The organism is Rhodopseudomonas sp. (assembly GCF_048594845.1).
Taxonomy (GTDB): Bacteria; Pseudomonadota; Alphaproteobacteria; order Rhizobiales; family Xanthobacteraceae; genus Rhodopseudomonas.
The window spans coordinates 1-23,237 of record NZ_JBMDXE010000240.1; the positions used below are offsets into that span (position 1 = coordinate 1).

At 64.7% G+C, this 23,237-nt stretch carries 18 protein-coding genes; 14 read left to right on the forward strand and 4 right to left on the reverse strand.

The window, feature by feature from the left end; all coding sequences use genetic code 11:
* The 9 genes from ACOJTD_RS15405 to ACOJTD_RS15445 all read left to right on the forward strand — a co-directional run.
* On the forward strand, nucleotides 1-1,038 hold a 1,038-nt coding region (locus ACOJTD_RS15405), incomplete at its 5' end, for an ABC transporter substrate-binding protein (protein WP_420133770.1).
* A 188-nt stretch (nucleotides 1,039-1,226) separates the two neighbouring features.
* Nucleotides 1,227-2,105, forward strand: a complete 879-nt coding sequence (locus ACOJTD_RS15410) for a branched-chain amino acid ABC transporter permease (protein ID WP_420133771.1) — start codon at nucleotides 1,227-1,229, stop codon at nucleotides 2,103-2,105.
* The gene (locus ACOJTD_RS15415; RefSeq protein WP_420133772.1) at nucleotides 2,105-3,091 is read left to right on the forward strand and encodes a branched-chain amino acid ABC transporter permease; all 987 of its coding nucleotides are present in this window, start codon (nucleotides 2,105-2,107) and stop codon (nucleotides 3,089-3,091) included. The genes ACOJTD_RS15410 and ACOJTD_RS15415 overlap by 1 nt, the downstream gene beginning before the upstream one ends.
* Nucleotides 3,088-3,822, forward strand: a complete 735-nt coding sequence (locus tag ACOJTD_RS15420) for an ABC transporter ATP-binding protein (protein WP_420133773.1) — start codon at nucleotides 3,088-3,090, stop codon at nucleotides 3,820-3,822. The genes ACOJTD_RS15415 and ACOJTD_RS15420 overlap by 4 nt, the downstream gene beginning before the upstream one ends.
* The gene (locus tag ACOJTD_RS15425) at nucleotides 3,806-4,510 is read left to right on the forward strand and encodes an ABC transporter ATP-binding protein (protein ID WP_420133774.1); all 705 of its coding nucleotides are present in this window, start codon (nucleotides 3,806-3,808) and stop codon (nucleotides 4,508-4,510) included. The genes ACOJTD_RS15420 and ACOJTD_RS15425 overlap by 17 nt, the downstream gene beginning before the upstream one ends.
* 150 nt (nucleotides 4,511-4,660) lie before the next feature.
* Nucleotides 4,661-5,443, forward strand: a complete 783-nt coding sequence (gene otnI / locus ACOJTD_RS15430) for a 2-oxo-tetronate isomerase (protein WP_420133775.1) — start codon at nucleotides 4,661-4,663, stop codon at nucleotides 5,441-5,443.
* Nucleotides 5,444-5,737: 294 nt separating this feature from the next.
* Nucleotides 5,738-7,429: a methyl-accepting chemotaxis protein gene (locus ACOJTD_RS15435; protein ID WP_420133776.1), complete on the forward strand. Its 1,692-nt coding sequence runs from the start codon at nucleotides 5,738-5,740 to the stop codon at nucleotides 7,427-7,429.
* Between the two features lie 191 nt (nucleotides 7,430-7,620).
* Nucleotides 7,621-10,815 (forward strand): efflux RND transporter permease subunit, encoded by a 3,195-nt coding sequence (locus ACOJTD_RS15440; protein ID WP_420133777.1) that lies wholly within the window; start codon nucleotides 7,621-7,623, stop codon nucleotides 10,813-10,815.
* Complete coding sequence (locus ACOJTD_RS15445; protein ID WP_420133778.1) at nucleotides 10,805-12,004, forward strand: efflux RND transporter periplasmic adaptor subunit; 1,200 nt, start codon at nucleotides 10,805-10,807, stop codon at nucleotides 12,002-12,004. Before ACOJTD_RS15440 ends, ACOJTD_RS15445 begins: the two co-directional genes overlap by 11 nt.
* Before the next feature lie 173 nt (nucleotides 12,005-12,177).
* On the opposite strand, the gene ACOJTD_RS15450 is transcribed toward ACOJTD_RS15445, so the two are convergent.
* Nucleotides 12,178-13,692, reverse strand: a complete 1,515-nt coding sequence (locus ACOJTD_RS15450; RefSeq protein ID WP_420133779.1) for an acetyl-CoA acetyltransferase — start codon at nucleotides 13,690-13,692, stop codon at nucleotides 12,178-12,180.
* A gap of 197 nt (nucleotides 13,693-13,889) precedes the next feature.
* On the opposite strand from ACOJTD_RS15450, the gene ACOJTD_RS15455 reads away from it, so the two are divergent.
* Nucleotides 13,890-15,572: a flavin-containing monooxygenase gene (locus ACOJTD_RS15455; protein WP_420133780.1), complete on the forward strand. Its 1,683-nt coding sequence runs from the start codon at nucleotides 13,890-13,892 to the stop codon at nucleotides 15,570-15,572.
* Between the two features lie 195 nt (nucleotides 15,573-15,767).
* Here the strand turns inward: ACOJTD_RS15455 and ACOJTD_RS15460 are convergent, their stop codons facing one another.
* Entirely contained in the window at nucleotides 15,768-16,547 is a 780-nt protein-coding gene (locus ACOJTD_RS15460; protein ID WP_420133781.1) for an SDR family NAD(P)-dependent oxidoreductase, read from the reverse strand.
* A 164-nt stretch (nucleotides 16,548-16,711) separates the two neighbouring features.
* Between ACOJTD_RS15460 and ACOJTD_RS15465 the strand changes: the two genes are divergently transcribed.
* The 3 genes from ACOJTD_RS15465 to ACOJTD_RS15475 are packed head-to-tail and all read left to right on the forward strand — an operon-like array spanning nucleotide 16,712 to nucleotide 18,943.
* On the forward strand, nucleotides 16,712-17,512 hold the full coding sequence (locus ACOJTD_RS15465) for an enoyl-CoA hydratase/isomerase (protein WP_420133782.1): 801 nt from the start codon (nucleotides 16,712-16,714) through the stop codon (nucleotides 17,510-17,512).
* A gap of 6 nt (nucleotides 17,513-17,518) precedes the next feature.
* Nucleotides 17,519-18,514, forward strand: a complete 996-nt coding sequence (locus ACOJTD_RS15470; RefSeq protein ID WP_420133783.1) for a phosphotransferase family protein — start codon at nucleotides 17,519-17,521, stop codon at nucleotides 18,512-18,514.
* Nucleotides 18,515-18,568: 54 nt separating this feature from the next.
* Nucleotides 18,569-18,943, forward strand: coding sequence for a DUF6285 domain-containing protein (locus ACOJTD_RS15475; RefSeq protein ID WP_420133784.1), 375 nt, complete (start codon nucleotides 18,569-18,571; stop codon nucleotides 18,941-18,943).
* Nucleotides 18,944-19,261: 318 nt separating this feature from the next.
* Here ACOJTD_RS15475 and ACOJTD_RS15480 read toward each other — a convergent pair whose 3' ends face one another.
* Nucleotides 19,262-20,041, reverse strand: coding sequence for an enoyl-CoA hydratase-related protein (locus tag ACOJTD_RS15480; RefSeq protein WP_420133785.1), 780 nt, complete (start codon nucleotides 20,039-20,041; stop codon nucleotides 19,262-19,264).
* 126 nt (nucleotides 20,042-20,167) lie between these two features.
* Between ACOJTD_RS15480 and ACOJTD_RS15485 the strand changes: the two genes are divergently transcribed.
* Nucleotides 20,168-21,442, forward strand: coding sequence for an acyl-CoA dehydrogenase family protein (locus ACOJTD_RS15485; protein ID WP_420133786.1), 1,275 nt, complete (start codon nucleotides 20,168-20,170; stop codon nucleotides 21,440-21,442).
* A 153-nt stretch (nucleotides 21,443-21,595) separates the two neighbouring features.
* On the opposite strand, the gene ACOJTD_RS15490 is transcribed toward ACOJTD_RS15485, so the two are convergent.
* Nucleotides 21,596-23,173, reverse strand: coding sequence for a fatty acid--CoA ligase (locus ACOJTD_RS15490; RefSeq protein ID WP_420133787.1), 1,578 nt, complete (start codon nucleotides 23,171-23,173; stop codon nucleotides 21,596-21,598).
* Nucleotides 23,174-23,237: the final 64 nt, after the last annotated feature.

Sequence of the window (23,237 nt, forward strand, 5' to 3'; positions counted from 1 at the left end):
TTGGCGCGCGGCGAGGGTTTTTCCGGTCTCGGTGGCGCCAAGGTGCGTCTCGTTTTCGCGGACCATCAGGCCGATCCGCAGAAGGGCCGCGCCGAGGCCGAGCGCCTGATCACGCAGGAAAAAGTTTGCGCGATTGTCGGTACCTATCAGAGCGCCGTCGCCGTTACGGTCAGCCAGATCTGCGAGCGCTACCAGGTGCCGTTCCTGTCGGCCGACAACTCCTCGCCCAGCCTGCATCGCCGTGGTCTGAAGTACTATTTCCGCGCCGCGCCGCACGACGAGATGTTCTCACAGGCGATGTTCGACTTCTTCGATGCGCTGAAGAAGAAGGGCCAGAAGATCGAAACGCTGGCGCTGTTCCACGAAGACACGATCTTCGGCACCGACTCGTCCAATGCTCAGCTCGCGCTTGCCAAGGAGCGTGGCTATAAGGTCGTCGCCGACATCAAGTACCGCGCCAACTCACCGTCGCTGACCGCCGAAGTGCAGCAGCTCAAGGCCGCGGATGCCGACGTGCTGATGCCGTCGAGCTACACGACGGACGGCATTCTGCTGATCCGCACCATGGGCGAGCTCGGCTACAAGGCCAAGAACATCGTCGCGCAGGATGCAGGCTTCTCCGAGAAGGCGCTGTACGACGCCGTCGGTGACAAGATCCCGGGCGTGATCTCTCGCGGCTCATTCTCGCTCGACCTCGCGCAGAAGCGGCCGATGGTAGGCAAGATCAACGATATGTACAAGGAAAAGTCGGGAAAGGATTTCAACGACTACTCGTCGCGGCAATTCATGGGCCTGATCGTCATGGCGGACGCGATCAACCGGGCCAAGTCGACCGACGGCGAGAAGATCCGCGAGGCGCTGGTCGCCACCGACATGCCGGGCGAACAGACAATCATGCCGTGGGCCCGCGTTAAATTCGACGAGCAGGGCCAGAACACCTTCGCCGACCCGGTACTGCTGCAATATGTCGGTGGCAAGTTCGTCACGATCTTCCCGGAGCAGGCCAAGGTCGCCGAGGCGATCTGGCCGATGCCGTAAGAGGGGACGGTGATGCGACGTACGTTTTTCGTTCGCATCACGTCTCTTCAAATGCCGCGTCATCCTGAGGTGCTCGCCGCGTTTGCGGCGAGCCTCGAAGGATGGGCCACCACCGCCGCGCCATCCTTTGAGGCTCGCAAGAGCTCGCACCTCAGGATGACGCTCCCACGTGACCCGGAGCATCGCCATTGACCACCGCCACGATCATCCAGTCCCTTGCCAGCGGCCTGTTGATGGGACTTCTCTACGGGCTGGTCGCGGTCGGCCTGGCTCTGATCTTCGGCCTGATGGACGTCACCAACTTCGCCCACGGCGAATTCCTGATGTTGGCGATGTACATCACCTTCTTCCTGTTTGCCTTTTTCGCGATTGATCCACTGCTCGCCGCGCCGCTGGTCGGGGCGGCGATGTTCGTGTTCGGTGCGGTGGCCTACTTGTTAGTGGTCCGCTTCGCGATGCGGGCCAAAGCTAATATCGGCATGGTGCAGATCTTCACCACCTTCGGCCTCGCCATCCTGATGCGCGGTCTGGCTCAGTATTTCTTCACGCCGGACTATCGCAGCATCAATGTCTCCTGGCTGGGCGGCAAGACAATTGAGATCGGCGGCGTGTTCCTGCCGGTGCCGCAGCTGGTCGGCGCGCTGGTGTCGCTGGCGGCGTTCGGCGCGCTGTACTTCTTCATCAAGAAGACCGACTTCGGCCGCGCGCTGGAGGCGACCCGCGAGGATGCCGGCGCGGTGGCGCTGGTCGGCATCGACAAGAACAAGGTGTTCGCGCTCGGCTGGGGTCTCGGCGGCGCTCTGGTCGGTCTGGCCGGCGCCGTGATGGCGATGTTCTTCTACATCTACCCGGACGTCGGCGCCTCGTTCGCGCTGATCGCCTACGTCACTGTAGCGCTCGGCGGCTTCGGCAGCGTGTTCGGCGCCTTCGCGGGCGGCATCATCGTCGGTTTGGTCGAGGCAACCACGGCAATGATCCTGCCGCCGTCACTGAAGTCGATCGGCATCTACGCCGTATATCTGCTCGTTGTGTTCATTCGGCCGCGCGGCCTGTTCGGATCGATCTGATGGACGACGCTCACACCAAACGCCGTCGCCGCGATCTGATTGTTGCGGCCCTCCTCGCGGTCGCGGCCGCCTGTGCCCCGCTGTTCGTCAAGGACGTCTACGTCCAGAACATCATGGTGCTAACCCTGATGTATGCGGCGCTGTCGCAGGCCTGGAACATCCTTGGCGGTTATTGCGGCCAGATCTCGCTCGGCCACGCGCTGTATTTCGGGCTCGGCGCTTACACGACGGTGCTGCTGTTCACCAAGTTCGGCGTGCTGCCGTGGTTCGGCATGATCGGCGGCGGCATCATCTCGGCGGCGATTGCGCTGGGGCTCGGCTATCCGACCTTCCGACTGCGCGGCCATTACTTCGTCATCGCCACCATCGTCATCGCCGAAATTGGCTTCCTGCTGTTCCACAATTGGGACTGGGCCGGTGCGGCGCTGGGCATCGACATCCCGGTGCGTGGCGACAGCTGGGCCAAGTTCCAGTTCACACGCAGCAAGCTGCCTTACTACTACTTCGCTCTGGTGTTCTGCTGCGTCGCCTGGCTGGTGACATGGTGGCTGGAGAATTCGAAGTGGGGCTATTGGTGGCGCGCGGTGAAAGACAACCCGGAAGCCGCTGAAAGCCTCGGCGTCGTGGTGTTCAACTCCAAGATGGGTGCGGCCGCTGTCTCCGCCTTTCTGACCGCGATCGGCGGCGCTTTCTACGCGATGTTCGTGTCCTACATCGATCCCGAAAGCGTCATGACATTCCAGTTCTCGTTGCTGATGGCGCTCCCCGCGGTGCTCGGCGGGATCGGCACGTTGTGGGGCCCGGTGCTCGGCGCAGCGATCCTGATCCCGCTCACGGAAGTGACGCGCTCCTTCATTGGCGGCTCCGGCCGCGGCGTCGACCTGATCCTCTATGGCACCGTGATCGTGCTAATCTCCCTGGCGCGACCCGAAGGTTTGATCGGCCTGTTCTCGCGCCGCCCGGCCTCGAAGGGAGTGCCACAATGACCGCGCCGCTTTTGGAAACCCGCGGCGTCTGGCAGCGCTTCGGCGGACTGGTCGCCAACAGCGACGTCTCCATCTCGGTCGGGCGTGGCGAGATCGTCGGCCTGATCGGCCCCAATGGCGCCGGCAAGTCGACGCTGTTCAACCTGATCGCCGGCGTGCTCCCGCCCACGCAGGGCTCGATCATCTTCGACGGCGAGGACGTCACCAAGCTGCCGGCGACCGCGCGCTGCGCCCGCGGCATCGGCCGAACCTTCCAGGTGGTGAAGAGCTTCGAGTCGATGACGGTGATCGATAACGTCATCGTCGGCGCGCTGATCCGCACCACGGTGATGCGCGAAGCCCGCCGAAAGGCGCACGAGGTACTGAAATTCTGTGGCCTCGACGCGCGCGCCGACGTGCTCGCTAATCAGCTGATCCCATCGGAGAAGCGTCGCCTCGAAGTTGCACGCGCCCTCGCCACCGAGCCGAAGCTGCTGCTGCTCGACGAAGTCCTCACCGGTCTCACCCATACCGAGGCCGAGAAGGGCGTCGAACTGGTCCGGCGCGTGCGCGACACCGGCGTGACCGTGCTGATGGTCGAGCACGTCATGGAAATCGTGATGCCGCTGGTCGACCGCGCCATCGTGCTCGACCTCGGCAAGGTGCTCACCGAGGGCAAGCCGGCCGACGTCGTGCGCGATCCGAAAGTCATTACTGCGTATCTGGGGGATCGTCATGCTGTCGGTGCGTGAGGTCACCACCGCCTATAAGGGGCTGGTCGCGATTTCTCAGGTTTCGATCGAAGTCGAGAAAGGTGAGATCGTCTGCGTCGCCGGTGCCAACGGCGCGGGAAAATCGACGCTGATCAAATCCATCGCCGGCGCCGAGCGGCCGCGCTCCGGCTCGGTCGCATTCGACGGCGAGACCATCACCGGACTGGCCCAGCATCTCATCACGGCGCGTGGCATCGCCTATGTGCCGGAGAATCGCCGGCTGTTTCCGCGGCTGTCGGTCCACGACAATCTGCGGCTCGGCAGCTACATGTTTCGCGGCAAAGCCGATCGCGAGCAGCCGCTGGAGTTCGTGTTCAGCCTGTTTCCGAGGCTGAAGGAGCGGCTCGAGCAGCGCGCCGAGACGCTGTCGGGCGGCGAGCAGCAGATGCTGGCGATCGGCCGCGCGCTGATGACCCGTCCGCGTCTGCTGATGCTCGACGAGCCGTCGCAGGGCATCATGCCCAAGCTGGTCAGCGAAATCTTCCAGTCGGTGAAGAAGATCCGCGACGCCGGGATGACTGTGCTGATCGTCGAACAGCGCATGGCCGAGTGCCTCGAAATCGCCGACCGAGCCTACATCCTGCAAACCGGCCGGGTGCTGATGCAGGGCAAGTCAGCCGAGCTGATGGACAACCCCGACGTCCGCAAGGCGTATTTGGGGTTGTAGGCAGCCACTGTCCCGATAGAGTGCTGCGACTTCCTCCGTCGCCAGCGTCATTGCGAGCGAAGCGAAGCAATCCAGACACGACGTGCCCGTCGCTGGATTGCTTCGTCGCTGCGCTCCTCGCAATGACGGCGAATTTCTATTGGGCCGCCTATGCCGCGCTTTGCCGCTAATCTATCCTTCCTGTTCACCGAGCTGCCGTTCCTGGACCGGTTTGAGGCGGCGGCTGCGGCGGGATTTCGCGCCGTTGAGTTTCTATTTCCCTATGACTTTGCGCCGAACGACATCGCAGAGCGGCTGAGACGCTATGATCTGACGCAGGCTCTGTTCAACCTGCCGCCTGGAGACTGGACCGCGGGTGAGCGTGGCTTTGCCGCTCGCCCCGACAAGTTTGAGGAGCTGCAGCAGAGCTTGCACACCGCGCTGCCTTATGCGCTGGCGGCCGGGGCCAAGCGGGTGCATCTCCTGGCCGGTCTGGCAGACCGCCACGACGGCGAGGCGGTCTTGGCGTTTCGTCGGTCGCTGGCGGTGGCAGCGCATTTCTTCGCGCCGCATGGCATCGAGGTGATGATCGAGCCGCTCAACAGGCGGGACGTGCCGGGTTATTTTCTCGACGACTTTGGGGTCGCCCGCGACCTGATCCGCGAGCTCGGCATCGCCAATCTCAAACTTCAATTCGACATCTATCACTGCCAGATCCTGCATGGCGACGTGGTTATGCGGCTGCGCGAAATGATGCCGATCATCGGCCATGTCCAGATCGCCAGCGTGCCGTCTCGCCAGGAGCCGGACGGCGAGGAACTGAACTACCCGTTCCTGTTCGCGGAACTCGACCGGCTCGGCTATGCGGGATTCGTCGGCGCCGAGTATCGGCCGCGCACGGTCACCGGCGAGGGCCTCGGCTGGTTCGCGCCCTACAAGGCAGTCGCAGCCTGAAGCCTGCGTCCTGAGCGCCCCGGAATGACATCGAGCGGGTGCCGTCTGAGAGATGCCAGGTTCCGTGGCAGATTCGATCGAATGCGTCGGCTTCGTAGACGGGCGGGTGTTAGTACGTCTTGACGACTTACTGACTTAAAGTAGTTGCACTCAAAAACTTCGCCTCGACGGTTCCGATCTTAAGCCCTGAGTCAGGATTGCTGCACTACTTCAATAAGGGCGGCAGAAGCCGCAGCGCGGTGTCGGCCGTGGGGGCAGGGCGGCGCGTCTTTCAGTGTTATCAAGGATCCGACGATGTTCGACCGCCTTTCGATCCGCGCGAAAATCACAACAGTCTTGGCTTCGCTCCTGATCCTGATGATCGGGCTGGGCGGCGTAGCTATTCTGAAATTGCAATCCATCAATGCGAATACTGAAGACATCGCGACCAACTGGCTTCCCAGCGTCCGGGCGCTTGGCGATCTGCGGGCGACCGGAGTTACCTACCGAACCGTCGTTCGTCAGCATCTGCTTTCGTTCTCGGCGGAAGACAAGCAGGCGGTCGACAAGACCATGGACGCCGTCAAGGCGCGTCTCGCCGACGCCCGGACTGCGTACGAGCGCCTGATCAGTTCGCCGGAAGAGCGGGCGATCTATCGCGAATGGTCTCAGCTCTGGGATGAGTACGTCCGCGGCACGGACGAGGTACTGGCACGATCGCGTAAGGACGTCGGCCGCGTCTCCGAAGAAACCCGCGATTTCAACGCCAAAATCGTAAATCCGATCGGCGTCAAGGCGGATGATGTTCTGCAGCGAGACATCGACTTCAACAAGAACGGCGCCGACCAGGCCAGCAAGACGGCGGCCGATAGCTTCCGCTCTGCCCTGTTGATCGTGATCGGGATCCTCGCTGTCGCGACTCTCGTGGCGATCGGTCTTGGCATCTTCCTCGTTCGCGACGTGTCGCGCGGCATCGCTTCGATCATTCAGCCGATGCAGGCGCTCGGCCGCGGCGATTTGAGCGCTGTAGTTCCGCATCAGGGCGAGAAGACCGAGATCGGCGCGATGGCCGACGTGCTGCAGGTGTTCAAGCAGGCTCTGATCGACAAGAAGGCTGCCGACGAAGCTGCTGCCGTCGAGGCGGACGCCAAGATCGCACGCGGCCAGCGCGTCGATGCGATCACCCGTTCGTTCGAGTCGATGATCGGCGAGATCGTGCAGACCGTGTCGTCCGCCTCGACCCAGCTCGAAGCCTCCGCCGGATCGCTCTCCGCCACCGCCGGGCGCTCCCAGGAAGTGACCACCGTGGTCGCGTCGGCGTCTGAAGAAGCCTCCAACAACGTCTCTTCGGTGGCGTCCGCGACGGAAGAAATGGCTTCGTCGGTCAATGAAATCAGCCGGCAGGTGCAGGATTCGGCACGGATCGCCAACGAGGCGGTGGAGCAGGCCCGTCGCACCAATGCTCGCGTCGGCGAATTGGCGCAGGCCGCGACCCGGATCGGCGACGTGGTCGAGCTGATCAACACCATCGCGGGCCAAACCAATCTGCTGGCGCTGAACGCGACCATCGAGGCGGCGCGCGCCGGCGAGGCGGGCCGCGGCTTTGCGGTCGTCGCCAGCGAGGTCAAGGCACTGGCCGAACAGACCGCCAAGGCGACCGGAGAGATCAGCCAGCAGATCACCGGCATTCAGGCCGCGACGCAGGACTCGGTCGGGGCGATCAAGGATATCGGCGATATCATCGGCCGGATGTCGGAGATCGCGTCCACCATCGCGTCGGCGGTCGAAGAGCAGGGCGCCGCCACCCAGGAGATCGCCCGCAACGTTCAGCAGGCGGCGCTCGGAACCCAGCAGGTCTCGTCGAACATCGTCGACGTCCAGCGCGGTGCAGGCGAAGCGACGGCGGCTTCCACGCAGGTGCTCGCCGCCGCGCAGTCGCTGTCGGTCGAAAGCAATCGCCTGAAATCCGAGGTCGGGCAGTTCCTGCAGTCCGTCCGCGCGGCCTGACGCGTTCAGCAGAGGCGGCCGCGGGCTGGCCCCTCTGCAAGGCCTTCGAACTGATCACCTCGCGAGATTGTGCGATGCGGCAGGGCGCCATGCGTGCCCTGCCGCTTGGCTATTGGCCGGGCGTTCGGTAAGTCTCGTGAGGTCCGCGCGGGCAGCGCAGCCACTTTCCAATGATCGGGGAACGCCGACGAATGATCTCGCTGGTCCGCATCGCATTGAGCCGGCCCTACACCTTCGTGGTGCTCGCGCTGCTCCTGCTGATCGTGGGCCCGCTCGCCGCGATGCGCACGCCCACCGATATCTTCCCCGAGATCCGCATCCCGGTGATCGGAGTGGTCTGGCAATACACCGGCCTGCCGCCGGATCAGATGGCCGGCCGTGTCACCACGCCGTTTCAGCGCGCGCTGACGACGACGGTCAACGACATCGAGCACATCGTCGCCAACTCGTATAACGGGTTCGGCATCGTCAAGATCTTCTTCCAGCCCAACGTCGACATCCGCACCGCCAACGCGCAGGTCACCGCGATTTCGCAGACGCTGCTCAAGCAGATGCCGGCGGGCGCAACGCCGCCGCTGATCCTGAACTATTCGGCCTCGACGGTTCCGATCATCCAGCTGGCGCTGTCCGGCGACGGCATGACCGAGCAGAGCCTCGCCGACCTCGCGATCAATCAGCTCCGAACGCCGCTGGTCACCGTGCCGGGCGCCGCGATCCCGTGGCCTTTCGGCGGCAAGCAACGCCAGATTCAGATCGACCTCAACCCGGGCGCGCTGCAGGCGCGCGGGCTGTCCGGTCAGGATGTCGCCAATGCGCTGGCGGCGCAAAACCTGATTACGCCGGTCGGCACCCAGAAAATCGGCGAGTTCGAATACGTCATCCAGCTCAACAACTCGCCGCTAAAGATCGAGGATCTCGGCAATCTGCCGATCAAGGCGGTGAACGGCGCGATGGTCTACATCCGCGATGTCGCTTCGGTGCGCGACGGCAATCCACCGCAGACTAACATCGTCCACGTCGACGGCAACCGCTCTGTGCTGATGATGGTGCTGAAGGCCGGCGCGGTGTCGACGCTCGACATCATCGACGGCATCAAGCGCAAGATTACCGAGGTCAAGGACGCGATGCCGGAGTCGCTGAAGATCGCCTTGATCGGCGATCAATCGGTGTTCGTGCGCGGCGCGATCACCGGCGTCGCGGTCGAGGGCGTGATCGCGGCACTGCTGACCAGCGTGATGATCCTGTTGTTCCTCGGCAGCTGGCGTTCGACTATCATCATCGCGGTGTCGATCCCGCTGTCGGTGCTCGGCGCGATCATCTGCCTCGCGGCGATCGGCGAGACGCTGAACATCATGACGCTCGGCGGCCTCGCGCTCGCGGTCGGCATCCTGGTCGACGACGCCACGGTGACGATCGAGAACATCAACTGGCATCTCGAGCAAGGCAAGGACGTCGAAACCTCGATCCTCGACGGCGCGCATCAGATCGTAACGCCGGCGTTCGTGTCGCTGCTGTGCATCTGCATCGTGTTCGTGCCGATGTTCTTCCTGCAGGGCGTCGCGCGCTTCCTGTTCGTGCCGATGGCCGAAGCGGTGATGTTCGCGATGCTTTGGTCGTTCATCCTGTCGCGCACGCTGGTGCCGACGATGGCGAAGTATCTGCTGAAGCCGCATGTCCATCACGGCAGCCTCGACGGCAAGCAGCGCTCGCGCAATCCGCTGGTCCGCTTCCAGCAGGGCTTCGAAAGCCTGTTCGCACGCTTCCGCCATGGCTACGGCGATCTGCTGACCTTGGCGATGGGCCATCGCAAGCTGTTTGTCGTCGGCTTTCTCGGCGTCGTCGCGGTGTCGTTCACGCTGGTGCCGTTCCTTGGCCGCAACTTTTTCCCATCGGTCGATGCCGGCCAGATCCTGATGCATGTCCGCACCCAGGTCGGCACCCGCGTGGAAGAAACAGCCAATCAACTTGCCGAAGTGCAGAAGGCGATCCGCACCGTCATCCCGCCGGATCAGATCGAGACCATGACCGATAACATCGGCATGCCGATCTCGGGCATCAATCTGACCTATAACAACACCGGCGTGATCGGCACGCAGGACGGTGATATCCAGATCAAGCTGAAGGGCGAGCACAAGCCGACCGAGGAATACGTCAAGCAGCTGCGCGAACAGCTGCCCCGCCAGTTTCCTGGCATGAGCTTCGCGTTCCTGCCCGCCGACATCGTCAGCCAGATTCTCAACTTCGGCGCGCCGGCGCCGATCGATCTGCAGGTGCGCGGTGCCAATCTCGCCGCGAACTTCGAATACGCCGGCAAGCTGCTGGCCAAGATCAAGCGCATCCCGGGCGTCGCCGACGCTCGGCTGCAGCAGTCGCCGAACAACCCGACCTTCAACATCGATGTCGACCGCACCCGCGCACAGTATGTCGGGCTGACGACGCGCGACGTCACCAACAGCCTGGTGGTGAATCTCGCCGGCTCGTCGCAGGTCGCGCCGACCTATTATCTCAATCCCGACAACGGCGTGTCGTATTCGATCGTGATGCAGACGCCGCAATATCAGATCGACTCGCTCGGCAAGCTCGAGACGATTCCGATCTCGGCCTCCGGCACGGCAGGCGCCAGCGCGCCGATCCTCGGCGGCATTGCCGATATCAAGCGTTCGGCTGGCAACGCGGTGATCTCGCAATACGACATTCAGTCGATGGTGCAGATCTTCGCCACCACGCAGGGCCGCGATCTCGGCGCCGTATCCGCCGACATCCGCAAGGTGATCGACGAGACCAAGGCCGATGTTCCGAAGGGCTCGTCAGTGGTGCTGCTCGGCCAGGTCGAGACCATGAACAGCGCCTTCTCCGGCCTGCTGTTCGGCCTGCTCGGCGCGATCGTGCTGATCTACCTGCTGATCGTCGTGAACTTCCAGTCCTGGGCCGATCCGTTCGTGATCATCACCGCGCTGCCGGCCGCGCTTGCGGGCATTGTCTGGATGTTGTTCGCCACCGGCACCACGATGTCGGTGCCGGCGCTGACCGGCGCGATCATGTGCATGGGCGTCGCCACCGCTAACAGCGTGCTGGTGATCTCGTTCGCGCGGGAGCGCTACGCGGTGCTCGGCGATCCGGTGCAGGCTGCGCTGGAGTCCGGCTTCGTCCGGTTCCGCCCGGTGCTGATGACGGCGCTGGCGATGATCATCGGCATGGCGCCGATGGCGCTCGGGCTCGGCGAGGGCGGCGAGCAGAACGCGCCGCTCGGCCGCGCCGTGATCGGCGGTCTGCTGTGCGCGACCTTCGCCACCCTGATGTTCGTGCCCGTGGTGTTCAGCATGGTTCACAAGAAACAGCCGGCGCAGGATGCCGCACCGGCCCCGGAGATGTCGCATGTCCACTGAAGCGCCGCCGCCGCGAAAGTCCCGCCGTGGCCTCGGCATTGCCGGCCTCGTGCTTGCCCTCGGCGCCGTTGCGGTGGTCGTCACCGGCATCAGCGCGCGGCAGAAGAGCAACGCCGAACTGACGGCTTGGACCGACGAGCAGGCGATCCCCAGCGTGGCGGTGGCAAAGCCGGACGGCAAGGCGCGCGCCAATTCGCTGGATCTGCCGGGCCGGCTCGAGGCGTACTCCCGTGCGCCGATCTACGCCCGCGTGTCCGGCTACGTGAAGAGCTGGAGCGCCGACATCGGCGCGAAGGTTAAGGCCGGGCAGGTGATCGCCGAAGTCGAAGCGCCCGATCTCGATCAGCAATTGCTACAGGCCCGCGCCGATCTCTTGAGCCAGCAGGCCAGTGCGCGTCTGTCGGAAGCGACGCTCAACCGGCGCAAGACGCTGGTGGCCTCCAACTTCGTCTCGGCACAGGAGATCGACGAGCGGACCGCGGACTTGTCGAACAAGAAAGCCGCGGTGAAATCCGGCGAGGCGAACGTCGAGCGGCTTGAGGCGCTCGCCGGCTTCAAGAAGATCACCGTGCCGTTCGACGGCGTCATTACCGAGCGCAACACCGATGTCGGCGCGCTGATCAGCGCCGGCTCCAATGCGGGCCCGGCGATGTTCGTTGTGTCGGACATCGCCCGGCTGCGCGTCTACGTCAACGTGCCGCAGACCTACGTGCCGATGATTAGGATCGGCGCCAAGGCGGTGATCACGCTGCCCGAATATCCGAACCGGACGTTCCCGGCGACGGTCGAAACCTCGTCGCAGGCCGTCGATGCCACCACCGGCACGACACGGATGCAGCTCGTGCTCGACAATCCGAAGGGCGAACTGATGCCGGGCGGCTACGCCAATGTGAAGCTGAGCCTGACCAGCGACCAGGTGTCGCTCTACGTGCCGGCCAGTGCGCTGATGTTCAACCGTGCCGGCCTGCGCGTCGCCACCGTCGGACCCGACGACCGCGTGCAGTTCAAGGACGTCAAGATCGCTCGCGACCTGGGCCGCGAGATCGAACTCGCCTCCGGCCTCGCTGCTGATGACCGCATCATCATTGCGCCGCCCGACGGCCTCTCCAGCGGCGACAAGGTCCGCGTTGTCGGCGACGCCGCCAAGGGCAAGCCGACCGCGTCGGAGAAGCAGGACGTCAAGGGGTAGACAGTCGCTCGCGACTCGCTTCTCCCCGGTGCCGTCATCCTGGGGTGCGCGCTCTTGCGCGCCTCGAAGGATGCGGAGACGCGGCCTGCGGCCATCCTTCGAGGCCGCCGCTACGCGGCGGCGCCTCAGGATGACGGCGACTTCGTTGAAGCGCTGCGGACCGCCGTGATCTGTTACTCGTCAGCCCGCCACTCTGGCACGCCATCGGCGCCCGCCGCGATCACTCCGCGCACGCCGACCGGGCTGTGATCCAGATCGGTCAGCACCGCCAGCGTCGCTTGATCCTGCGCCGGAACGCGGGCCAGAGTACGTGCGCCTTCGGAGGAGCGTAGCACCACGACGCCGTGCTCGATCTCGCCGCGGCCGGTGTAGATCACCGTCGAGCTCTCGATCGTGGCATCGCCCGTCACGTCGGTGACGAAAGGCGGCACCTCGCCGTAAGCGGCGTCGGCCTTGGCCTGGACACTGACGTTCTCGTCCAGCGGCGCACCGGGCATCTGGCGCGAGACGACCAACGCATGATGCTTGGTCACGAAGCCGCCTTGGCCGTAGAGCAGGCCAAGCTTGGCGCCGTCCCGCAGCTTGCGCACCATCGCGCAGGCGGCATGGGTCATGTAGGTGTTGAGCGGCGCGCCGAAGAACGTCAGGCCGCCGGTCACCGTCGGCTGCACGTCCTCGCCGAGCCCGAGCGTCCGCCGTGCCATCTTCGGCACGACCGGGAAGCATGAATACAGCTCGATCGCATCGAAGGCGCGGCCGTTGCCGCCGACCATCGCCTTGATGGTGTCCAGCACGGCGTTCTGCGCGTGGCTCTGCGTGAACTGATCGCGCGCCAGGAAATCGCGTGGCTCCTCGGCCGACGCGCCGCCGTGAAGGTAGACCAGCTTGTCCTCCGCGATGCCGGCCTCGCGGGCCTTGGCGAGCGATGTCAGCAGCACCGCGCCGCCGAAATTGACGCTCGGATTGGCGACCATCAGCTTGGTATAGGGCCAGGCGATCAGCCGATTGTCGGCCGACGGCGTGGTGATCTCGTCCGGCGTGAAGGCGCGCTGGTTCCACGCGTTCGGATTGGCGGCTGCGGCCTGCGCGTAGCGTGCCCACAGCACGCCGGACTCGGCGAGTGCCTGGCGCGGCGTCTGGCCCCAATGCGCCGCGGTGGCGGCCTCGTAGAACGGATACACGGTGATCGGCCGGGCGACTCCGAGCTGGGTCGCCAACGGCTTCTGAAATGCCGCGCCGCGCTTCGGCTCCGGCGCGTCGCTGGCGAACGGCGTCCACGGCAGCTCGAGCTTGCCGCGCGCCGCCTTGGTCGCGGTCGACTGCGCCTCGGCGCCGCACACCACGGCGACGTTCGCCTCGCCGCGTTGGATGCGCAGCGCCGCCTCGTGAATGAAACGGATCGGGCTCTCGCCGCCGACCGGCCCGTAGAAGCAATGTCGCGGCGTGACGCCGAGCCGCTTGGCGAGTTGCTGCTCCGGATCGTGATAACGCCAGCTCAGGAAGTTGACGATGTCGAGCGAGTCGATCTCGCCGACAAGCCGCGCGGCGCTGTCGTCGCCGGCGCGCCGCACCGCGGCTTCGAGCAACGCCAACGGCTCCAGCCCTTGCGCGATATCCTTCGGATGATCGGCGATTTCGCCGACACCGACGATGACGGGGATGCGATCGGGCGGAAGCTGGGTTGTCATGGCTCTGTGGTCTCGTTTCTTGTTGTTGTTGATCGGCTGGTTCGCGCTCATCCTTAGCGGGCCTCGCGGCATTTGTCGCGGCTCACGGTCGCAGCGGATCGTGCCCGGTTTCCGCCCTGCAAAATATCGTGCCCTTGCGCTTTCGCCCGGTGAGGGAAATGCTGGGTGCAAGCAACAACAAAATCGGGAGTGGAACCATGGCCGCAGGCGAGGTGCGATCGAGCAGCGTCCCGGATACGGATTACGATGTGATCGTCGTCGGCGCGGGCTTCGCCGGCATGTACTTGCTGCACCGGCTGCGCGGGCAGGGATTCTCGGTGCGCGTATTCGAGCAGGGCTCCGGAGTCGGCGGCACGTGGTACTGGAATCGCTATCCCGGCGCGCGCTGCGACGTCGAGAGCATGCAGTATTCCTATTCGTTTTCCGACGAGCTCCAGCAGCAATGGGACTGGAGCGAGCGCTATGCGCCGCAGCCCGAAATTCTCGCTTACGCCAACCACGTCGCGGATCGCTTCGATCTGCGCCGCGACATTCAGTTCGACACGCGGGTCGAGGTGGCGGTGTTCGACGAGCAGGCGCAACGCTGGACGGTGACTACGTCGGGCGGCGCGGTGTGCTCGGCGCAGTTCGTCGTGCTCGCCACCGGGTGCCTGTCCAACGCGCGTTTGCCGGATATCCCCGGTGCCGGCGACTTCAAGGGCGCGATCTACCACACCGCACATTGGCCGCATGAGCCGGTGGATTTCACCGGGCTGCGCGTCGGCGTCATCGGCACCGGCTCGTCGGCAATTCAGTCGATCCCGCTGATCGCCGAGCAAGCCGCGCGGCTCACCGTGTTCCAGCGCACCGCGAATTTCTCGGTGCCGGCCTGCAACGCGCCGCTCACTGCCGAAGAGCGGCAATGGTTTCGCGACAACTATCCGGAGATTCGCCGCAAGGCGCGCGAAGAGATGCGCAACGGCATCTTCACCGAGCCGCCGGTCAAGGGTGCTTTCGACGATCCCGAAGAGGCGCGCCTGCAGAACTACGAAAGCCGCTGGACGCGCGGCGGCCTGACCTTCATGGCCGCCTACAACAATCTGGCGCTGGAAAAAGCGGCCAACGACACTGCGGCCGATTTCATCCGCGGCAAAATCGCCGAGATCGTCAAGGATCCTGAGGTCGCCCGCAAGTTGCAGCCGAGCGATCACCCGGTGGGCTCGAAGCGTATCTGCGTCGATACCAATTACTACGCGACGTTCAATCGCGACAACGTCGAACTGGTCGATCTCCGCGCCGAGCCGATCGACCGCATCACGCCGGACAGGATTCGCGCCGGCAATCGGGAGTTTCCGCTCGATGCGCTGGTGTTCGCCACAGGATTCGACGCGATGACCGGATCGGTGGCGAAGATCTGCATCAAGGGCCGGGCAGACCGCTCCCTCAACGACAAATGGGCCGAAGGGCCGCGCACTTATCTCGGGCTGATGACCGAAGGCTTTCCGAACCTGTTCATCATCACGGGGCCGGGCAGCCCCTCGGTGCTGAGCAACATGATCCTGTCGATCGAACAGCACGTCGACTGGATCACCGAATGTTTGATAGCGATGCGGGCGCGCGGAGCAATGTGCATCGAAGCCACCCGGCAGGCGGAAGACGACTGGGTCGCGCACGTCAACGACGTCGCGGCGGGGACGCTGTATCCGCAGGCGAACTCGTGGTACATGGGCGCCAACGTGCCGGGCAAGCCGCGCGTCTTCATGCCCTATATCGGCGGCGTCGGCACCTATCGCCAGATCTGTAACGAGGTCGCGGCGAAGGGGTACGAGGGATTCATGCTGAGCGTAAGCTCCGCCGCGGAGCGTCGTGCCGCGTCGTCCGAACGCGCGGCAGCGAACTGACCATCGGCTACGCAGAATCTCTCATCCCGTCATGCCCGGGCTCGACCCGGGCATCCACGCCCTGACGTTGTCGAGCGCGAAAGACGTGGATGGCCGGGACGAGCCCGGCCATGACGAAAGGGAGGGGATGTCGTAAACTACCAGGTCTGAAACTGGCGATGCGACGACCAAGTCGCGGTCGTCGTCCACCTGGCCTCAGAACGCCGTGTAGCCGCCGTCGATCACGAAGGTGTCGGCGGTGTGATACGAAGACGCCTTGCTCATCAGATACACGGCGATGCCGCCGAAATCTTCCGGCTCGCCGAAGCGGCGCACCGGGATGCGGGGCATGACGTTGCCGACGAATTTGTCGTTGCCCATGATGCCGGCGGTCATGTCGCTCTTGATCCAGCCCGGCAGGATCGCATTCGCGGTGACGTTGTAGCGCGCCAGTTCGACCGCGAGCGCGCGGACCAGCGCGTTGATCGCCGCCTTGGTCGCCGCGTAGTGCTCGTTGCGCGCAGTGCCAAAGATTGAGGCTAGGCTCGACGTCGCGACCAGACGACCGAACGCATCGCCGTTCGCGGCCCGCTCGGTCATGTGCCGCGCGGCGGCCTGGAAGGCATGAAACACGCCGTCGAGATTGGTGGCGAACATCGAGCGCCACTGCTCCTCCGTGCGGTCGATGAAGGCGTGGCGTCCGCCGCCGCCGATGCCGGCGTTGGCGAAGCAGCCGTCGACGCGACCGAAAGCTTGCAGCGTCGCGTCCATCGCGGCTTTCACCGAAGCCGGATCGGTGACGTCGCAGACCTGCGCTTGCGCCTTGCCCGGGGCGGAGGCGAGGCTCGCGACCGCGGCCTTGTTCTTGTCGGCGTTACGCCCCCAGATCGAGACGTTGCAGCCGGCGGCGGCGAGCGCCTGCGCCATGCCGAGGCCGATGCCGCCATTGCCGCCGGTGACCACCGCGACGCGGCCGCTCAGATCGAAAATGCTCATACAGCGTTTCCATTTTTGTTGTTGAGCGCTAAACCGTGCACCACGGCAGCGCGCTGCTTATCGTGGGCGCGACCATGGACAAGCGCGCCGCAAAAATCAAATATGGCTTCGCAGGACGGAGCCCTTCCACACCGCGGAATAACGCGGATCATAGCGAGGAAACTATGCAGTTCAAACACGTCACGCTCGATTTCGAAGGCCCGGTCGCCGTCCTGAAGCTCGACCATCAGGAAGTGATGAACGCGGTGTCGATCGACATGCTGGGTGGTCTCGGCGAAGCGCTCGATGCGATCGAAGACAAACGCGCCGAGGTGCGCTGCCTCGTCATCACTGGTGCCGGCCGTGCGTTCTGCACCGGCGCCAATCTGCAGGGCCGCAACTCCGGCAACAACATGAGCCAGAGCGGCAAGGGCGCGGGAGCTGCGCTCGAAACCGCCTTCCATCCCTTCCTGCGCCGGCTGCGTAAGCTGCATTGCCCGATCGTCACCTCGGTCAATGGTCCGGCCGCGGGCGCCGGGATGAGCTTCGCGCTGATGGGCGACATGATCCTGTGCGCCAAGTCGTCCTACTTCCTGCAGGCGTTCCGTCGCATCGGCCTGGTGCCGGATTGCGGCTCGACCTGGTTGCTGCCGCGTTTGGTCGGCAAGGCGCGCTCGGTCGAATTGTCGCTGCTCGGCGAGAAGCTGCCGGCCGAGAAGGCGCTGGAATGGGGTCTCGTCAACCGCGTCCACGACGATGCCGAGCTGTGGGCCGAGACCATGAAGTTGGCGCAGGAACTTGCCAACGGCCCGACCGTCGCGCTGTCGCTGATCCGCAAGATGTACTGGGACTCGTCGGAGAATTCGTTCGAGGAGCAGCTCAACCTCGAATTCGAATGCCAGCGCGTCGCCGGCTCGACCGACGACTTCAAGGAAGGCGTCGGCGCGTTCCTCGAAAAGCGCCCCGCGCAATTCAAGGGCAAGTAATCGCGCATGACCCAGCCCGCGATTGCGGATGCGCTCGCGCACAGCGTCAGGCGCTGGTGTGCGGGCGCGACGGGAATACGCGCCGCCGCGCAGTTGTCTGGCGGCGCGAGCCAGGAGACGTGGTCGTTCGTGATCGAGCGGCCGGACGGGGACATCGCGGCGATCCTGCGCCGCTCGCCCCCCGGCTACGGCAGTGTCTCAGGCCGCGCCGCGGGTCTCGACGCTGAAGCCGAGTTGATGCGGCTGGCGTACGACGCGGGCGTCCCGTCGCCCCGCGTGCTGCACGTGCTGACCGACGACGATCAGCTTGGCGCTGGCTTCATCATGGAAAAGGTGAATGGCGAAACCATCCCGCGCAAGATCCTGCGCGACGATCAATTCGCCGATGCGCGGCCGAAGCTGGCGCGACAGATCGGCAGCATCCTCGCTGGTCTCCACGGCATCCAGCGCGCCGCGCTGCCGAATCTGCGCACGATCAGTTCGACCGAAGAGATCGGCCTGCTGCGCGACGACTATCGGGCGATGGACTGGCCGCGGCCGGTGTTCGAGCTGGCGCTGCGCTGGCTCGCCGACCACGATCCCGGCGCGTCGAAGGCGATCACGCTGGTGCACGGCGACTTCCGGCATGGCAATCTGATCATCGGCCCCGATGGCGTGCGCGCCGTGCTCGATTGGGAGCTGGCGCATCTCGGCGATCCGATGGAGGATCTCGGCTGGGTCTGCGTCAATTCGTGGCGGTTCGGCGAGATCGACAAGCCGGTCGGCGGCCTCGGCTCGCGCGAGGAGATGTTCGCCGGCTATCAGGACGCGGGCGGCACCGTCGACGCCGATCGCGTCAAGTTCTGGGAAGTGATGGGCACGCTGCGCTGGGGCATCATGTGCTGCGGCATGATGCAGCGCTTCCGTCAGGGGCCCGATCACTCGATGGAGCGCGCGATGATCGGCCGCCGCTCGTCGGAAACCGAAATCGACCTGCTGCGACTGCTGGCGCCGCGCGGGTGAGGCAGATGCACGCGCTCGGCGTTCGGCCGGCCGCGCATGAAGAGCGAGGATCCAATGCAGGACGAACCGAGGCCCGACGAACTAATCAAGGCGGTCGCGGATTTCCTCCGCGACCACATCGCGCCGCAGATCTCGGGGCATGCAGCGTTCAAACTTCGCGTCGGCATCAACGCGCTCGATCTGGTGACGCGGCAGCTGACGCTGGCCGGAGACAGTGATGCGGCCGAGCTGTTGCGCTTGAAGAAATTGCTGGACGCTGATGGCTCGCTCCGCGAGCTCAATGGCCTGCTCTCCGAGCGCATCGCCTCCGGCGCTATGGATCTGTCAACGCCGGGGCTGCAGGACCATCTGTGGCAGACGACGCTGGCCAAACTCGCAGTGGACCAGCCGAACTACGCGAGCTATCGGCGGGAGATGGAGCAGCAGTAAGGGCGACGCGACTGGAGCAACCTCGTGTTCACCGCGTCGAACTCCTGTCGCTCGTCATTCCGGGGTGCGCGCAGCGCGAGCCCGGAATCCATATCCCCTGTGCTGTTTGTTGAGCGAAGTGTCGGTTGGCCTCCCTGCATGACAGCGAATGCTGCGGCGTATGGATGCCGGGCTCGCGAGCTGCGCTCGCGCCCCGGAATGACGGACGAGAGGCTTCCGTCATTGCGAGCGTAGCGAAGCAATCCAGCGCTGTGCACCGCGCTGGATTGCTTCGTCGCTGCGCTCCTCGCAATGACGGGGAGAGGCCGTGCCGATGGACTACTTCCCCGTCCAATTCGGCTTGCGCTTCTCCGAGAATGCTTTCGGGCCCTCGATGTAGTCCTGCGACGCGACCATCGCCTTGACCGCCGGGTAGTCGCGCTGCTCGGCGATCGCATGTGGCAGCGACACTTCCAGCCCGCGCGACAGCGTCTGCTTGGAGGCGCGGATCGACATCGGTGAGACGGTGCAGATCGTTTCCGCCCAGCGTTCCGCAGCGGCGAGCGCCTGGCCCTGCGGTACGACCTCGTTGACGAAGCCGAGCTCGAGACCTTCCTGCGCCTTGACGTGGCGGGCGGTGAGGATCATGCCCATCGCGCGCTTCAGGCCGATCTGCCGCGGCAGGCGGTGCAGGCCGCCGGCGAGGGCGGCGAGGCCGACGCGCGGCTCGGGCAGCGCGAACACCGCGTTCTCCGATGCGATGATCAGGTCACAGGCGAGCGCGATCTCGAAGCCGCCTCCCATCGCGACGCCGTTGACGGCGGCGATGATCGGCTTGTCGCAATCGAACCGCGACGTCAGTCCGCCGAAGCCCGTCTCGCCCCAGCCGCGCTTGCCGCCGCTGGCCTGCCACTTCAGATCGTTGCCGGCGCAGAACGCCTTGTCGCCGGCGCCGGTGACGATCGCCACCCACTGCTCGGGATCCGCTGCGAAGTCGTTGAACACGCCTTCGAGTTCGTAATGCGCGTCGGTGTGCAGCGCGTTGTAGACGTCGGGCCGCGACAGCGTGACGATGGTGATCGGGCCCTTGCGGGTCACGGTGGAGAATTGCAGCGCCATCGACGTTTCCTTTTTTCGTTGAGCAGAATTGATGCGGCTGAAGCGCGCTTGACTTGTCGTGCGTGGCGCATGTTAATCGCTCGCTTAACAAGATCAACAACAACACGAAGACCGTGGGAGCACGCCTTGGATTTTTCTCTGCCGCCGGATCTGGTCGCCTATCTCGCCGAGCTCGATCGCTTCATCGACGCCAAGATCAAGCCGCTGGAACAGGCGGATGATAACATCCGCTTCTTCGATCATCGCCGCGAATGGGCGCGCACCGATTTCGAGAACGGTGGGTTGCCGCGCCACGAATGGGAAGAGCTGCTGCGCAAGGCGAAGAACCTCGCCGACGACGCCGGTCATCTGCGCTTCGCGATCCCGAAGCGCTACGGCGGGCAGGACGGCAGCAATTTGTGGATGGCGGTGATCCGCGAGCACTTCGCTTCGCAGGGCCTCGGCCTGCACAACGATCTGCAGAACGAGCATTCGATCGTCGGCAATTTTCCGATCGTCAAGATGCTCGATCTGTACGGCCGCGACGACCAGAAGGCGATGATCGACGGCTCGATCAAGGGCAAGTATCGCATCACGTTCGGCCTGACCGAGCCGGACCACGGCTCCGACGCGACCCATATGGAGACGCGCGCCGAGCCGGCGACGCGCGACGGCAAGAAGGGCTGGGTGATCAACGGCGAAAAGATGTGGACGACGGGCATGCACGTCGCCACGCATTGCGCGCTGTTCGCCCGTACCTCGGGCAACGACGGCGATGCGCGCGGCATCACCTGTTTCCTGGTGCCGGCCGATGCGCCCGGCGTGAAGGTGGAGGAATATCTCTGGACCTTCAACATGCCGACCGACCATCCGCGGGTGTCGTTCAAGGACGTGTTCGTCACCGAAGAGGTGCTGTTCGGCGAAGTCGGCCGCGGCCTGTCGCTGGCGCAGTGCTTCGTGCACGAGAACCGCATCCGGCAGGCGGCGTCGTCGCTCGGCGCGGCGGTGTTCTGCATCAACGAGAGCGTGAAGTACGCGCGTGAGCGCAAGCCGTTCGGCGAGGAGCTGGCGCGCAACCAGGCGATCCAGTTCCCGCTGGTCGAGCTCGCCACTCAGGCCGAGATGCTGCGCCTCCTGATCCGCAAGACCGCTTGGGAAATGGATCAGATGACCCAGGCACAGGTCGAGCACACGCTGTCCGACAAGGTGTCAATGTGCAACTATTGGGCGAACCGGCTGTGCGGCCAGGCGTCCGACCGTGCGATCCAGGTTCACGGCGGCATCGGCTATTCGCGCCACAAACCTTTCGAGCACATCTATCGCCACCACCGCCGCTACCGCATCACCGAAGGCAGCGAGGAAATCCAGATGCGCAAGGTCGCGGGATTCCTGTTCGGCTACATGGGCGCGAACAAGAGGTGAGGCGAGACCGTGCCCCGGACGCTCTGCGGCATGAAATGCCTCTGCTCAGATCCGGGGTCCCGGTTATTTGCAGAAGCTGAAGTAACCGGGGTCCCGCATCTGCGGAGCAGCGCTCTGCGCTGCACCGCGTGCGGGACACGGTGCTAGCAGCGCTTAGTTCACCTGCCGGTCCTTCCCCGCCCAATACGGATCGCGCAGATGGCGGCGCAGGATCTTGCCTGATGCGTTACGGGGCAGGGCGGGGATGAAGTCGATCGACTTCGGTGTCTTGAAGCCGGCGATGCGGGTGCGGGTGAAGCCGATGATGTCCTGCGCGGTCGCTTCCTTCCCGGGCTTCATCACCACCACGGCTTTCACCGCCTCGCCCCATTGCTCGTCGGGGACGCCGACCACGGCGACTTCGGCGACGTCGGGGTGATCACAGATCGCGCTCTCGACTTCGGCGGGGTAGATGTTTTCGCCACCGGAGATGATCATGTCCTTGATGCGGTCGTGGATGTAAACGTAGCCGTCCTCGTCCATGTAGCCGGCGTCGCCGGTGCGCAGCCAATTGTTGGCGTCGATGGTCTTCTTGGTCGCCTCCGGCAGATTCCAGTAGCCCGCCATGTTGGAGCCGGACCGGGTGGCGATCTCGCCAACCTGCCGCGGCGGCAGCGGATTTCCATCAGGATCGAGAATGGCGATCTCGACGCCGGGCAACGCCTTGCCGGCCGAGCGCATCCGCTCGAGCCCTTCGATGTGATCCTCAGGCGGCAGCGCCACGATGGTGCCGGTGGTTTCGGTCATGCCATACATCTGCACGAAGCCGCATTTGAACACTTCGATGCATTCCTTCAGCAGCGCGGCTGGAATCGGCGAGGCGCCGTACAGCATGTACTTCAGCCGCGAGAAATCGACTTCACGGGCGCGTGGCTGCCGCACCACGAACTGCATCGCGGCCGGCACCATGAACAGCTTGGTGATGCCAGACTGTTCGAAGAAATCGAGCACCTTGGTTGGATCGAATTCGCGCGCGATCACGCCCTTGGCGCCGTGATAGATGCTCATCATGCCCCAGCCGGAACCGCCGATATGGAAGATCGGCATCGCCACCAGCGAGACGTCGTCGGTCGACCACCTGTTCCATTCTGGCTTGTTGTCCTGGCCGGCGCGGACCAGCGACAGGAAATTCGCATGGCTAAGCATCGCGCCCTTCGGCTTGCCAGTAGTCCCGGAAGTGTAGAGCTGGATGGCGATGTCGGACGGCGCGATCGCGACCTGCGGATCGTCGCCCGGCTGCGCGTCGCGCCATTTGGTGAAGTCCTGCCACTCCGGCGCGCCGCCTTCGGTGGTGATGATCTGACGCACGCTCGGCATCTGGTCTTTCAGTGCGCGAGCCTGGTCGATGAATTCCGGACCGACGAATAGGATCGCGGCTTTGCAGTCCTCGACGATGTAGGCGACCTCGGGCCCGGCCAGTCGCCAGTTCACCGGCGCCATCACCACCTTGGCCTTGATGGCGCCGCCCCAGATCTCGAAATAGACGTCGCTGTTCTTGCCCAGATAGGCGATGCGCTCGTTGGGCTTGACGCCGGAGGCGGCCAGCGCGCGGGCGATCTGGTTGGTATGCGCATCGAATTGCGCGAAGCTGGTGATGCGGCCCTCGAATTCGTACACCACGTCAGCGCCGCGCGCCTTGGCCTGCGCGCGGATGACGTCGGCCAGCGTGGCCGGCTCGGCTGCCTCGGACATTGTCACTCCCTGGATGTTATTAGTTGCTTGTTGTTTGACTGAAGTCTGCCGCGCTTCGCGGGCA